Here is a 12,496-nt window from a genome sequence, read left to right as displayed (position 1 = left end):
ATCACGACGTCCCTCGGACCACGACACCGTCCCTCTCGCGGTCTCCAACGCCGTCTCCGTCAGTGCTTCCCGACGTCCGCGTCGTCCGTGCCGTCCGCGTCGCCGGCGTTCGAGACCGAGCCACCGTCGCGCTCCGCCGTCGCGGAGTCGCCGTCGTCCGGCGTCGCGACGTCCTCGACGTCCGCTTTCGGAGTGCGGTCGACGCGCTCGGCGGGGACGCCGATCATCGTCGCGTCCGGTTCGACGTCCGTGGTGACGACCGCGCCCGCGCCGACTTTCGCGCCCGCGCCGATCTCGATGTCGCCGAGGAGCGTCGCGTCCGCGCCGATGGTGACTCCGTCACCGACGGTCGGATGGCGCTTCACGGGGCGCTTGTCGGCGCCGCCGAGCGTCACGCCGTGATACATGTGGACGTCGTCGCCGACGACCGCCGTCTCGCCGATGACGACGCCCATCCCGTGGTCGATGACGACGCGTTCGCCGATGGTCGCCCCGGGGTGGATCTCGACGCCGGTGAGCCAGCGGACGAGCTGGGAGAGGAGGCGCGCGACCAGCCGATAGCCGCCCTCCCAGAGCGCGTGCGTGAACGTGTGCGCCCAGACGGCGTGGAGTCCGGGATAGCAGAGCAGGACCTCGAGACGGCTCTTCGCGGCGGGGTCCTTCTCGAGGACCGCCGCGACGTCCGTCCGGACGCGGCCGAAACTAAGCACGGCGGTCACCGCCGTAGCGGGCGCGACCGGTCGCGGAGGCGACACGGCCGTCTGCGTGTCTCGTCATGCCCCTCTGTGTGCTCGGCCGAGCCAAAAGGCCAGCGCTTCCGGTCGAGTACGCCGAAGGCGCTATACCCGCCGAGGCGCAACGAGCGGTCGTGACCGACCAGCAGATCGACCCGCCGGGCGCGGAGACGGCGAGCGGGGACGCGGCGTCGTACGCGGGCGTCGTCTACGACCTCGACGGGACGCTCGTCGACCTCGCCGTCGACTGGGCGGCCGTCGAGCGCGAGCTGCACGCGCTCCTCGCCGAGGCCGGCGTCGACTCGGACGGGCTGGTCACGTGGGAACTCCTTGAGGCCGCCGAGGACGCGGGCGTCGGCGAGGCGGCGGAGGAACTCATCAGCGAGCACGAGCGCGCGGGCGCCGAGCGCGCGCGCCGCCTCCCGCACGCGGACGAACTCGGCGACGGCACGCTCCCGGCGGCCGTCTGTTCGCTGAACTGCGAGCGCGCGTGTCGCATCGCCCTCGAACGGGAGGGCTTGCTCTCGCGCGTGCGCGACGTCGTCGGCCGGGACAGCCTCGCGGGCCGCGAGCGCAAACCCGACCCCCAACCCCTACTCCGCGCGGTCGCGTCGCTCGGTCTCGAACCCCACGAAGTCGTCTTCGTCGGCGACGCGGAACGCGACGCCGAGACGGCGCGCCGCGCCGGGACGGGGTTTCGGTACGTCTGAGCCCCGCCCTCACTCCGCGTCGGCGTCCGCGTCGTCCGTGGCGACGTCGAGGCGTCGCGCGTAGAGATAGACGCAGACGGCGGTGAGGAACCAGACGACGGCGCCGACGCGGAGCGCGAAGGACGCCTTCGCCGTCCACGTCGGGACCGCGACGCCGCTGAGGGCGAAGACGACGGCGACGACGGGCGCGCCGACGACGATGGTGAGCACGAACGTCGTCTGCATCACCCACCCGTAGTCGACGCCCTCGGGGTCCGTCTCCTCGACTACCTCTGGCACACGCGTCCGTCAGCGCGCGGCGCGCATAAAGGCCGCGTATTTAACGACGGCGCGGCGATACACACCCGTATGACCACGGTGCAGGACATCCGCTCGCACGGCGAGGACGACGCCCCGATAACGATGCTGACGGCGTACGATACGCCGACGGCGCGCATCGTCGAGGAGGCGGGCGTGGACGTCGTCCTCGTCGGGGACAGCATGGGGAACGCCGTGATGGGCCATGACTCGACGCTCCCCGTGACGATGGCGGACGTCGAATCTCGCGCGGGCGCGGTCGCGCGCGGTGTCGAGGATGCGCTCGTCGTCGCCGACATGCCCTTTTTGAGCTACGGTGCGGACGAGGGGGACGCGGTCGAGAACGCCGGTCGTCTGCTCTCGGAGGCGGGCGCGGACGCGGTGAAGCTCGAATGCGGCCCGCACACCGTCGAACTGACTGAGCGCCTCGTGAACCTCGGCATCCCGGTGATGGCACACCTCGGCTTCACGCCCCAGCACGTCCAGCAGTACGGGGGCTACGGTCGGCGTGCGACGACGCGCGAGGAGGCCCGCGAGGTGCTGGAGCTCGCCGAGGCCCACGCGGACGCGGGCGCGTTCAGCCTCGTCGTCGAGCACGTCCCCGCGAACGTCGCCGCGCAGATCACCGACGCGCTCGCGATCCCGACCATCGGCATCGGTGCCGGCCCGGACACCGACGGGCAGGTGCTCGTCATCACGGACGTCCTCGGACTCTCCGAGCGCGCGCCGCCGTTCGCCGAGCAGTTCGGGGACGTCGCCACCGAGATGCGCGAGGCCGTCGACGGCTACCGCGAGGCCGTCGAGGACGGGGAGTTCCCGGCGGCGGAGCACGGCCACGGCGACGCGGACCTCGACGACCTCTGAGGGGGGCTGCAAGCGCTGTTGCCGGGTGGTTCGCGGGCGCCGTCACCGGGCGGTCGCGTGGCCGCGTGGGTCGGCACGAACGCGACCGCGTGGCCGATACTGAGTGTGGACCGCAATTCTACCGCCCTGCCCGTTGTTTATAACAAACGGCCGTTTTCTGCGACAGGTTTATATACTTCAACACCTAACCTATGGTTAGCAACAATGCGCCCCCAGAATACACTCACTGACCAGAGCGGGCCCGTCGAGCGCTACGACTACACCGACGAGTCCGTCGTGGTCGCGGACACGTCCTTCGCCGACGAGCGGGTGAGCGTCGACGTCGTCGACGGCACCGCCATCCTCGTCGTCGAGGGCGACGGCGAGGACGCGCAGTACGAGATCGACCTCCCGACTGGGGAAGTCGCCCGCGCGTTTATCAACAACGGCGTCGTCACCGTCGAGGTGGACCGATGAAACTGACGGTCAAACCCCTCAAGCAGGACCAGGCGGGTCGCGGCCTCGCCGCCGTCGACCGGCGCGCGATGGAGGAACTCGACCTCGACAACGGCGACTACATCGTCATCGAGGGCAGCGGGGACGGCCGCGCCATCGCGCGCGTCTGGCCCGGCTACCCCGAGGACGAGGGCGAGGGCGTCATCCGGATCGACGGCGACCTCCGACAGGAAGCCGACGTCGGCATCGACGACGGCGTCACCGTCGAGAAGGCGGACGTCAAGCCCGCGACGTCCATCAGCGTCGCGCTCCCGCAGAACCTCCGCATTCGCGGGGACATCTCGCCGTACGTCCACGACCGGCTCTCCGGGAAGGCCGTCACCACGGGGCAGACAATCCGCGTCCCGTTCGGCTTCGGCGGCTTCGGCCAGATGAGCGGCCAGCGCATCCCCATCAAGATCGCCGGCACCGAACCCGACGGCACCGTCGTCGTCACCGACTCCACGGAGATTCAGGTGAGCGAAATCCCCGCCGAGGAGATCTCCGGCGGCCGCACTGCGGAGGGCGGCGACAGCACGCCGAACGTCTCCTACGAGGACATCGGCGGCCTCGACGACGAGCTCGAGCAAGTGAGAGAGATGATCGAGCTCCCGATGCGCCACCCCGAGCTCTTCCAGCAGCTCGGCATCGAGCCGCCGAAGGGCGTCATGCTCCACGGGCCGCCCGGCACCGGGAAGACGCTCATCGCGAAGGCCGTCGCGAACGAGATCGACGCGCACTTCCAGACGATCTCCGGGCCGGAGATCATGAGCAAGTACTACGGCGAATCCGAGGAGAAGCTCCGCGAGGTCTTCGACGACGCCGAGGAGAACGCCCCCGCCATCGTCTTCATCGACGAGATCGACTCCATCGCGCCCAAGCGCGAGGAGGCCGGCGGTGACGTCGAGCGCCGCGTCGTCGCCCAGCTCCTCTCGCTGATGGACGGCCTCGAGGAGCGCGGTGACGTCATCGTCATCGCCGCCACGAACCGCGTGGACGCCGTCGATCCCGCGCTCCGGCGCGGCGGGCGCTTCGACCGCGAGATCGAGGTCGGTGTCCCCGACCAGGAGGGCCGCACGGAGATCCTCCACGTCCACACGCGCGGCATGCCGCTCGCGGACGGCGTCGAGGTCGACGAGCTCGCGGAGAACACCCACGGCTTCGTCGGCGCGGACATCGAGAGCCTCAGCAAGGAGGCCGCGATGAACGCCCTGCGACGCATCCGTCCCGAACTCGACCTCGAGTCCGACGAGATCGAGGCCGAGATACTGGAGTCCATCCAGGTCACCGAGAACGACTTCAAGGAGGCGCTGAAGGGCATCGAGCCGTCCGCGATGCGCGAGGTGTTCGTCGAGGTGCCGGACGTCACCTGGGAGGACGTCGGCGGCCTCGGCGACACGAAGGAGCGCCTGCGCGAGACCATCCAGTGGCCGCTCGACTACCCCGAGGTCTTCGAGTCGATGGACCTCGAGTCCGCGAAGGGCGTCCTCCTCTACGGCCCGCCCGGCACGGGGAAGACCCTGCTCGCGAAGGCCGTCGCGAACGAGGCGAACTCGAACTTCATCTCGGTGAAGGGCCCCGAGCTCCTCAACAAATACGTCGGCGAGTCCGAGAAGGGCGTTCGCGAGGTCTTCGAGAAGGCCCGCTCGAACGCGCCGACGGTGGTGTTCTTCGACGAGATCGACTCCATCGCCGGCCAGCGCGGCCGGAACCAGAGCGATTCCGGCGTCGGCGAGCGCGTCGTCAGTCAGCTCCTCACGGAGCTCGACGGCATCGAGGACCTGGAGGACGTCGTCGTCGTCGCGACGACGAACCGCCCGGACCTCATCGACTCCGCGCTCCTCCGGCCGGGTCGTCTCGACCGCCACATCCACGTGCCCGTCCCCGACCGCGACGCCCGTCGCGCCATCCTCGACGTGCACACGGAGCACAAGCCCCTCGCCGACGACGTCGACCTCGACCGGGTCGCCCGGCGCACCGAGGGCTTCGTCGGCGCGGACCTCGAAGCGCTCGTCCGCGAGGCGACGATGGCCGCGACGCGCGAGTTCGTCAACACCGTCTCGCCCGAGGACGCCGCCGACTCCGTCGGGAACGTCCGCGTGACGATGGCGCACTTCGAGCAGGCGCTCGAGGAGGTCCACGCCAGCGTCGACGAGGAGGTCCGCGAGCAGTACGACGAAATCGAGGAGCGCTTCGAGACGGCCGAACCCGTCGAGGAGGGCGAGCGCGCCGGCTACGGCACCGCCTTCCAGTAACGCCGTCCTCTTTCCCGTCCCGCCGTTCGTTCACCCGCCACAGAGCTACCGCTTCGCGCCCCGACCCTCGGGGTGGTGACACGGGGGTTAGCGCGGACTGAAGTCCCTCTGTGCCCTTTTCGAAGTATGGCTGACCCGAACCCGACGCCGGGCATTCACCACGTCACGTGTATCGCGGGCGACCCGCAGCGAAACCTCGACTTCTGGGTGGAGACGCTCGGCCTCCGCCTCGTGAAGCGCTCGATCAATCAGGACGACCCCGGGACGTACCACTTCTTCTTCGCGGACGCGGAGGGGACACCCGGGACCAGCATGACGTTCTTCCCGTGGGAGGAGATGTCGCAGGGGAAGGTCGGATCCGGGCAGGTCTCCCGAGTTGCCTTCCGCGTTCCCGAGGGGAGCCTCGACTTCTGGGAGGCGCGCTTCGAGGACTACGGCGTCGACTACGACGACCGGGTCACTCGCTTCGGCGAGACCGTCCTGCCGTTCCGCGACCCGGACGGCCTCCCCGTCGAACTCGTCGCGGTCGAGATTCCCGAGGACGACCCGACCGTCCCGTGGACGGCGTTCGTCCCCGAGGAGCACGCGATTCGCGGCTTCCACTCGGTGACGCTCTGGCTCACCGACCCCCAGCCGACCCAGAAGCTCCTGCGGACGATGGGGCTCGAGGAAGTCGGCACCGAGCAGGCGGAGGGTGACACGCCCGGCGACCGGCGGACGCGCTTCGCGGCCGCCGGCGAGGTCGGGCAGTACGTCGACACGCTCCCGACCGTCGAGGCGTCCCGGCAGGGCCACGGGACCGTCCACCACGTCGCCTTCCAGACGCCCACGGACGACGAGCAGGCGGAGATGCGCACGGCCGTCCGCTCGATGGGCCTCCGTCCCACCCAGCAGATCGACCGGCACTGGTTCCGCTCCGTCTACTTCCGCGAGTTCGACGGCGTCCTCTTCGAGCTCGCGACGAAGGAGCCCGGCTACGACAGCGACGAACCGCTCGACGACCTCGGCGGCCGCCTCGTCCTCCCCGGGGAGTTCGAGGACCGACGCGAGCAGATCGAGGCCGGCCTCCCCGAGATCACCATCCCGCAGCCCGACTCGGCGGACGCGGACGCCGAGGACGAAGTGAACGCCGCCGACGACTGACGCGACGACCGGCGCGGACCGCCCGACGTGCGACGGCTGCCGCGACGGCCGCCGCCCGCCGGCGTCGTCTGCCGACCGGCCGCCGCCACGGTGCGCTATCCCCCACGCTTTTGTCCCCCGACCGCCGAGAGGGAGCGGATGCTACTCACGGGGACCGTCGTCGTGGACGCCGAGACAGCCGTCGCGGACGGCGCCGTCGTCACGGACGGCGACCGGATCGCGGCCGTCGGCGAGCGCGAGGCACTCGTCGAACAGTACGCCGACCACGAACGCCGCGACCACGACATCGTCGCGCCCGGCCTCGTCGGCGCGCACGTCCACTCCGTGCAGAGCCTCGGGCGCGGCATCGCGGACGACACCGAGCTCCTCGACTGGCTCTTCGAGTCCGTCCTCCCGATGGAGGCCGGCCTCGACCGCGAGGGGATGCGCGTCGCCGCCGAGCTCGGCTACCTCGAGTGTCTCGCCTCCGGCACCACCACCGTCGTCGACCACCTCTCCGTGCACCACGCGGACGCGGCCTTCGAGGCGGCCGGCGAGACCGGTATCCGCGCCCGCATGGGGAAGGTCCTGATGGACACCGCGAGCCCGGACGGCCTCGAGGAGGCCACGGACGCGGGCCTCGCCGAGAGCGAGCGCCTGATTCGCGAGTACCACGGCGCGTTCGACGACCGCGTCCGCTACGCGGTGACGCCGCGCTTCGCCGTCACCTGTAGCGAGGCGTGCCTGCGCGGCGCGCGCGACCTCGCGGACGCCTACGACGGCGTGCGCATCCACACGCACGCGAGCGAGAACCGCGACGAGATCGAGACCGTGGAGGACCGAACCGGGATGCGGAACGTCCACTGGCTCGACGAGGTCGGCCTCACCGGCGAGGACGTCGTGCTCGCGCACTGCGTCTGGACGGACGAGACCGAGCGCGAGGTGCTCGCGGAGACCGGCACGCACGTCACGCACTGCCCGTCCTCGAACATGAAGCTCGCGTCCGGCATCGCCCCGATCGAGGATTACCTCGAACGCGGCATCAACGTCGCGCTCGGGAACGACGGCCCGCCCTGCAACAACACGCTCGACGCCTTCACGGAGATGCGTCAGGCGAGCCTCCTCGGGAAGGTCGATTCGCTCGACCCGACCGCGGTTCCCGCCGAGACCGTCTTCGAGATGGCGACGCGGAACGGCGCGGAGGCGGCGGGCTTCGAGCGCGTCGGCGAACTCCGCGAGGGATGGGCGGCCGACCTCGTCTGCCTCGACGCCGACGGCGCGCGCTCGACGCCGATCCACGACGTCCACTCGCACCTCGTCTACGCCGCGCACGGCGACGACGTCGCGCTCACGATGGTCGACGGCGAGGTCCGCTACGAGGACGGTGACTACCCGGGATTCGACGCGGCGGCGACGCTCGCAAGCGCGCGCGAGTACGCCGCGGAACTCTGAAAAGAGGCCGCCCGCGACGGCGAGGCGTCGCGTCGGTTCGCATGCACTTCACTCGCGTCTCGGAGAGCCGGTCCCGGCGGCCGCGCTACTTCTTGTACTCCTTGCGGTAGCCGCGGAACTCGGTGCGGTGGGCTTCCTCGTCGGCGAGGAGCGTGGTCGCGAGGTCCGCGGTGACGGGATCGTCGGCCTCCTCGGCGACCGTGATGAGGTCGCGGTAGGTCGCGATGGCGTCCTCCTCGGCCTCGATGACGCCCTCGATGACGGAGAGGACGTCCGTGGTGTCCTCGGGCGGCTGGAGGCTGTGCTGGGAGGCCTCGAACTCGCCGGAGCCGGGCGGGGCCTCTTCGAGTTGTTTCAGGCGGTTCCCGAGCTGCTCGGCGTGCCCGAGCTCCTCCTGGATGTCCGCCTGGAGGGATTCCTTGATCTCCTCGGCGCGCACGCCGTCGAGGACGATGGAGTTCGACATGTAGTTCATGACCGTCTCAATCTCGTCCTGATACGCCTTCTTCAGCAGTCGGGTGACCTCGGTACTGGACATGTGCGACGCTACTCCCGGCTGGTACGTATAAGCAGGGGCCGGGGGTGTGGCGCGTTAGCGAAGCTCGTCCATGTGGTCGATGCGCCGCTGGACGAGGTCGGGTTTGCCGACGTCGTGGCGGACGCGGAACCCCTCGCCGAGCCCGGAGAGGGCGGACTCAGCCTGCTCCTCGGCGGCCGCGATGGAGTCGCCGCGCCCGACGACGGCGAACGAGCGCGAGGTAGTGGTGTAGACGCCGTCCTCGCGGGCGTCGACACTCGCGTAGAAGAGGAGGGCCTCGCCCACGGACTCCTCGTCGAGCGTCACTTCCGCGCCCGCCTCCGGGTCCGTGGGATAGCCCTCGGGGACGGCGTACTTGCAGACGGTGGCCTCGCCCGAGAAGGACAGTTCGGGGAGGGAGTTGCCGTCGCGCGCGGCCGTGAGGACGTCGAGGAACGGCGTCTCGAGGACGGGGAGCGTGTTCATCGCCTCGGGGTCGCCGAAGCGCGCGTTGAACTCGACGACCTTCGGGCCCGCGTCGGTGAGCATGAACTGGCCGTAGAGGACGCCGCGATACCCTCCGAGGGCGTCGACGGTCGCCTCGATGACGTCGACGGCGGCGTCGTAGTCCGCCTGCGTCATGAACGGAAGCGTCAGGTCGACGTCGCTGTAACTGCCCATTCCACCCGTGTTCGGCCCCTCGTCGCCCTCGTAGGCGCGCTTGTGGTCCTGAACGGCCGGAGTGGTCCGAACCTGCCCGTTCGCGACGAACGCCTGAATCGTGAACTCCTCGCCGACGAGGCGCTCCTCGACGACCCACTCGTCGTGGCCGCTCTCGCGGACGTAGTCGGCGGCCTCGGCGTGCGTCACCTGGTCGCCGGTGACGCGAACGCCCTTCCCACCCGTGAGGCCCGCGGGCTTCACGGCGGCGTCCTCGCCCTCCTCACCGAGTTCTTCGACGTACGACGCCGCGTCCCCCGCGTCGTCGAACGTCTCGAACCACGGCGTCCCGGGGATGTCGTGCTCGGCCATGAACTCCCGCTGGAACTGCTTGTCCGTCTCGATGCGCGCCTCGGCCTGCTTCGGGCCGAAGGCGTAGATGCCGGCGTCTTCGAGGGCGTCCACGACGCCCGCCGCGAGCGGGCTCTCGGGGCCGACGACGGCGAGGTCCGCGCCGACCTCCTCGGCGTACGCGACGACGGCGTCGGGGTCGTTCTCGTCGAGCGTCTCCACCGACTCGGCGAGCGAGACGATGCCGGGGTTCCGGTTCGACGCGCAGGCGTAGAGGTCGCAGTCGTCGGCGAGCGCACGCGCGATGGCGTGCTCGCGGCCGCCGCCGCCGACCAGCAGGACGGTCTCGGTCATGGACGGAGAGAGAAAGCACACCGGTGTAAAGGTTGCTCTTGCCGAGCCACGATGTGTTCACGGACGTGCGTACTGTGGGCGGCGGTACCGGCTCCCGGAGCGGGGAGCGCCGACGCACGACCCTTTACCCGCGTCGCCGCGCAATCACCACCACATGAGCGACCCGACGGACCGAAACCGCCTCGCCGACGAGGCGAGTCCGTACCTCCAGCAGCACGCGGACAACCCCGTGAACTGGCAGCCGTGGGACGACCGGGCCTTCGAGGCCGCCGAGGAGCGCGACGTCCCGGTCTTCCTCTCGATCGGCTACTCGGCCTGCCACTGGTGTCACGTGATGGCCGAGGAGTCCTTCGAGGACCCCGACATCGCCGACTACCTGAACGAGCACTTCGTCCCCGTGAAGGTCGACCGGGAGGAGCGCCCGGACGTCGACGAGCTCTACATGACGGTCGCCCAGCTCGCGACCGGCGGCGGCGGGTGGCCGCTCTCCGTCTGGCTCACCCCCGACAAGCGCCCGTTCTACGTCGGGACCTACTTCCCGCCCGAGTCGACGGAGCGCCAGACCGGCTTTCGCGACGTCCTCCGGTCGCTCCACCAGCGCTGGGAGGGCGAACGCGAGGCCGTCGAGGAGCGCGCCGACCAGTGGGCGGACGCCCTGAAGGGCGAAGTCGAGGACGTCCCGACGCCCGCCGAGGAACCGCCGGGGAGCGACGTCTTGGACGCCGCCGCGCGCGAGGGCGTCCGCCGTGCCGACCGCGAGCACGGCGGGTGGGGACAGGGCCAGAAGTTCCCCCAGCCCGGCCGTCTGCACGTCCTCCTGCGCGCCGCCGCGAACGCGGACGGAACCGACAGCGACGGCACCGGCGCCCCTGCCGACGACGAGGAGCGACCGGCCGACGCCGCGCGCGCCGTCGCCACCGAGACGCTGGACGCGATGGCGGCCGGTGGCCTCTACGACCACCTCGGCGGGGGGTTTCACAGGTACTGCGTGGACCGGGAATGGACGGTCCCGCACTTCGAGAAGATGCTGTACGACAACGCCGAACTCGCGCGCGTCTACCTCGCCGGCCACCAGCTCACGGGTACGGACCGCTACCGCGAGGTGGCGGCGGGCGCGCTCGACTTCCTCGCCGACGAGCTCGCCCACCCCGAGGGCGGGTTCTACAGCACGCTCGACGCCCGCAGCGAGGGCGAGGAGGGCACGTTCTACGTCTGGACGCTCGACGAGGTGAGCGACGCCGTCGACGACCCGGCGGACGCCACCGTCTTCGGCGCGTACTACGGCGTCACCCAATCGGGTAACTTCGAGGGGTCGACCGTCCTCACGCGCCGGCGCGACCTCTCGACCGTCGCGGACGACCTCGGCATGTCGGTCGAGGAAACCCGCGAGCGCCTCGATCGCGCCCACGCGGAGGTCTACGACGCCCGCACGGAGCGCACGCGGCCCGCGCGCGACGAGAAGGTCATCGGCGCGTGGAACGGCCTCGCGATCCGGGCGTTCGCCGAGGCCGGCCTCGTCCTCGACGCCGATTACGCCGAACGCGCCGCCGACGCGCTCGGTTTCGTCCGTGACCACCTCTGGGACGGCGAGACGAACCGACTCGCCCGGCGCTACGCGAACGGCGCCTCCTCGGGGAACGGCTACCTCGAGGACTACGCCTTCCTCGCCGCGGGCGCGCTCACCACCTACGAGGCCACCGGCGACGTCGCGCACCTCGCGTTCGCGTGCGACCTCGCGGACGCGCTCGTCGCCGAATTCCACGACGACGGCACGCTCTACTTCACGCCGGCGAGCGGCGAGCAGTTGCTCGCGCGCCCGCAGGACCTCGCCGACCGCTCGACGCCCTCGCCGACCGGCGTCGCCGTCTCCGTGCTCGACGCCCTCGCCGCGTTCCGACCGGAGGGCGAGTATCGCGCCGTCGTCGAGGACGTCCTCGCGACGCACGCCGACACCGTCGAGAACCGAGGGTTCACGCACCCGTCGCTCGTCCTCGCCGCGGCCGAGCGAGAGCGGGGGCACCTCGAACTCACGGTCGCCGCCGACGACGTGCCCGACGCGTGGCGCGACGCGGTCGCCGCGCGCTACCTCCCCGACCGCCTGCTCTCGCGGCGTCCGCCGACGGCGGGCGGCCTCGACGGCTGGCTCGACCGACTGGGCCTCGACGAGGCGCCGCCGATCTGGGCCGGGCGCGAGGCACGCGACGGCCCGACCGCGTACGTCTGCCGGCGCGCGTGCTCGCCGCCCGTCACGGACACCGACGCGCTCACCGAGTGGCTAGAAGAGTACCGCTAGCTCAGGCCGACGCCTCGAGCTCGTCGAGGCGCTCGGCGAGCCAGACCGCGATGGGGCGGTCCTCCTCCTCGACGAAGCGCGCGAGCTCGGTCCCCCCAGCGTCCTCGACGACGACCGTCGGGATGAGCTCGATGCCGTACTCCTCGACGCCCGGGCCCCGCTTCTCGCCGTCGACGCGCTCGACCGGGTAGTGCTCGACGTCCTCGACGCCCGCCGCCTCGAGCGCGGCCGCGAAGTCGGGGAGCTGGCCGCGACAGTCACCGCACCAGTCGCCGCCCCAGACCTTCACCGTCACGTCGTCCGCCACGCGCGCCCACGACTCGACGGTCTCCTCGTGCGCGTCCGCGTCCCACGCCGGGTTCGGACGCATCGTCTCCAGTTTCTCGGACATAGTTCTCCTAGGTACTCGACGG

Annotated in this window: 11 protein-coding genes and 1 pseudogene; 7 read left to right on the top strand and 5 right to left on the bottom strand. The window is 70.9% G+C overall.

Annotated features, from left to right (window positions below; all coding sequences use genetic code 11):
• Positions 1-197 precede the first annotated feature (197 nt).
• A pseudogene (gene cysE / locus IEY12_RS02280) lies at positions 198-710 on the bottom strand (serine O-acetyltransferase); the annotation flags it as partial.
• Positions 711-868: 158 nt separating this feature from the next.
• On the opposite strand from cysE, the gene IEY12_RS02275 reads away from it, so the two are divergent.
• Positions 869-1,444 carry an HAD family hydrolase gene (locus IEY12_RS02275; protein WP_425433157.1) on the top strand — a complete coding sequence of 192 codons (576 nt, stop codon included), beginning with the start codon at positions 869-871 and terminating at the stop codon, positions 1,442-1,444.
• A 9-nt stretch (positions 1,445-1,453) separates the two neighbouring features.
• Here IEY12_RS02275 and IEY12_RS02270 read toward each other — a convergent pair whose 3' ends face one another.
• On the bottom strand, positions 1,454-1,723 hold the full coding sequence (locus IEY12_RS02270; RefSeq protein WP_188877996.1) for a DUF5822 domain-containing protein: 270 nt from the start codon (positions 1,721-1,723) through the stop codon (positions 1,454-1,456).
• A gap of 69 nt (positions 1,724-1,792) precedes the next feature.
• Between IEY12_RS02270 and panB the strand changes: the two genes are divergently transcribed.
• The 5 genes from panB to IEY12_RS02245 all read left to right on the top strand — a co-directional run bounded on the left by panB (position 1,793) and on the right by IEY12_RS02245 (position 7,908).
• Complete coding sequence (gene panB, locus IEY12_RS02265; protein WP_188877993.1) at positions 1,793-2,605, top strand: 3-methyl-2-oxobutanoate hydroxymethyltransferase; 813 nt, start codon at positions 1,793-1,795, stop codon at positions 2,603-2,605.
• Positions 2,606-2,809: 204 nt separating this feature from the next.
• Positions 2,810-3,061, top strand: coding sequence for a DUF7127 family protein (locus IEY12_RS02260; protein WP_188877991.1), 252 nt, complete (start codon positions 2,810-2,812; stop codon positions 3,059-3,061).
• Positions 3,058-5,334, top strand: coding sequence for a CDC48 family AAA ATPase (locus IEY12_RS02255; protein ID WP_188877987.1), 2,277 nt, complete (start codon positions 3,058-3,060; stop codon positions 5,332-5,334). Before IEY12_RS02260 ends, IEY12_RS02255 begins: the two co-directional genes overlap by 4 nt.
• 126 nt (positions 5,335-5,460) lie before the next feature.
• The gene (locus IEY12_RS02250; protein WP_188877983.1) at positions 5,461-6,477 is read left to right on the top strand and encodes a ring-cleaving dioxygenase; all 1,017 of its coding nucleotides are present in this window, start codon (positions 5,461-5,463) and stop codon (positions 6,475-6,477) included.
• A gap of 138 nt (positions 6,478-6,615) precedes the next feature.
• The gene (locus IEY12_RS02245) at positions 6,616-7,908 is read left to right on the top strand and encodes a 5'-deoxyadenosine deaminase (RefSeq protein ID WP_188877980.1); all 1,293 of its coding nucleotides are present in this window, start codon (positions 6,616-6,618) and stop codon (positions 7,906-7,908) included.
• Between the two features lie 85 nt (positions 7,909-7,993).
• On the opposite strand, the gene IEY12_RS02240 is transcribed toward IEY12_RS02245, so the two are convergent.
• Together IEY12_RS02240 and purD are read right to left on the bottom strand one after the other, a co-directional pair.
• Complete coding sequence (locus IEY12_RS02240) at positions 7,994-8,446, bottom strand: ferritin-like domain-containing protein (RefSeq protein WP_188877973.1); 453 nt, start codon at positions 8,444-8,446, stop codon at positions 7,994-7,996.
• Positions 8,447-8,500: 54 nt separating this feature from the next.
• Positions 8,501-9,790 carry a phosphoribosylamine--glycine ligase gene (purD, locus tag IEY12_RS02235; RefSeq protein ID WP_188877970.1) on the bottom strand — a complete coding sequence of 430 codons (1,290 nt, stop codon included), beginning with the start codon at positions 9,788-9,790 and terminating at the stop codon, positions 8,501-8,503.
• Positions 9,791-9,944: 154 nt separating this feature from the next.
• Here purD and IEY12_RS02230 point away from each other — a divergent pair, with 154 nt between their 5' ends.
• Positions 9,945-12,083, top strand: a complete 2,139-nt coding sequence (locus IEY12_RS02230) for a thioredoxin domain-containing protein (RefSeq protein WP_188877968.1) — start codon at positions 9,945-9,947, stop codon at positions 12,081-12,083.
• 1 nt (position 12,084) lies between these two features.
• Here the strand turns inward: IEY12_RS02230 and IEY12_RS02225 are convergent, their stop codons facing one another.
• Complete coding sequence (locus IEY12_RS02225) at positions 12,085-12,474, bottom strand: TlpA family protein disulfide reductase (protein ID WP_188877966.1); 390 nt, start codon at positions 12,472-12,474, stop codon at positions 12,085-12,087.
• Positions 12,475-12,496 lie beyond the last annotated feature (22 nt).

The organism is Halarchaeum grantii (assembly GCF_014647455.2).
Classification (GTDB): domain Archaea; phylum Halobacteriota; class Halobacteria; order Halobacteriales; family Halobacteriaceae; genus Halarchaeum; species Halarchaeum grantii.
The sequence above is the reverse complement of the archived record's forward strand: the minus strand, read 5'-3'. Positions and strand labels throughout refer to the sequence as shown.

Bases quoted from the DNA above. Each gene is read 5' to 3' on its own strand.
- IEY12_RS02240 (WP_188877973.1), bottom strand. From the start codon at position 8,446: ATGTCCAGTACCGAGGTCACCCGACTGCTGAAGAAGGCGTATCAGGAC.
- IEY12_RS02260 (WP_188877991.1), top strand. From the start codon at position 2,810: ATGCGCCCCCAGAATACACTCACTGACCAGAGCGGGCCCGTCGAGCGC.
- IEY12_RS02255 (WP_188877987.1), top strand. From the start codon at position 3,058: ATGAAACTGACGGTCAAACCCCTCAAGCAGGACCAGGCGGGTCGCGGC.
- IEY12_RS02245 (WP_188877980.1), top strand. From the start codon at position 6,616: ATGCTACTCACGGGGACCGTCGTCGTGGACGCCGAGACAGCCGTCGCG.
- purD (WP_188877970.1), bottom strand. From the start codon at position 9,790: ATGACCGAGACCGTCCTGCTGGTCGGCGGCGGCGGCCGCGAGCACGCC.
- IEY12_RS02250 (WP_188877983.1), top strand. From the start codon at position 5,461: ATGGCTGACCCGAACCCGACGCCGGGCATTCACCACGTCACGTGTATC.
- IEY12_RS02230 (WP_188877968.1), top strand. From the start codon at position 9,945: ATGAGCGACCCGACGGACCGAAACCGCCTCGCCGACGAGGCGAGTCCG.
- IEY12_RS02225 (WP_188877966.1), bottom strand. From the start codon at position 12,474: ATGTCCGAGAAACTGGAGACGATGCGTCCGAACCCGGCGTGGGACGCG.
- panB (WP_188877993.1), top strand. From the start codon at position 1,793: ATGACCACGGTGCAGGACATCCGCTCGCACGGCGAGGACGACGCCCCG.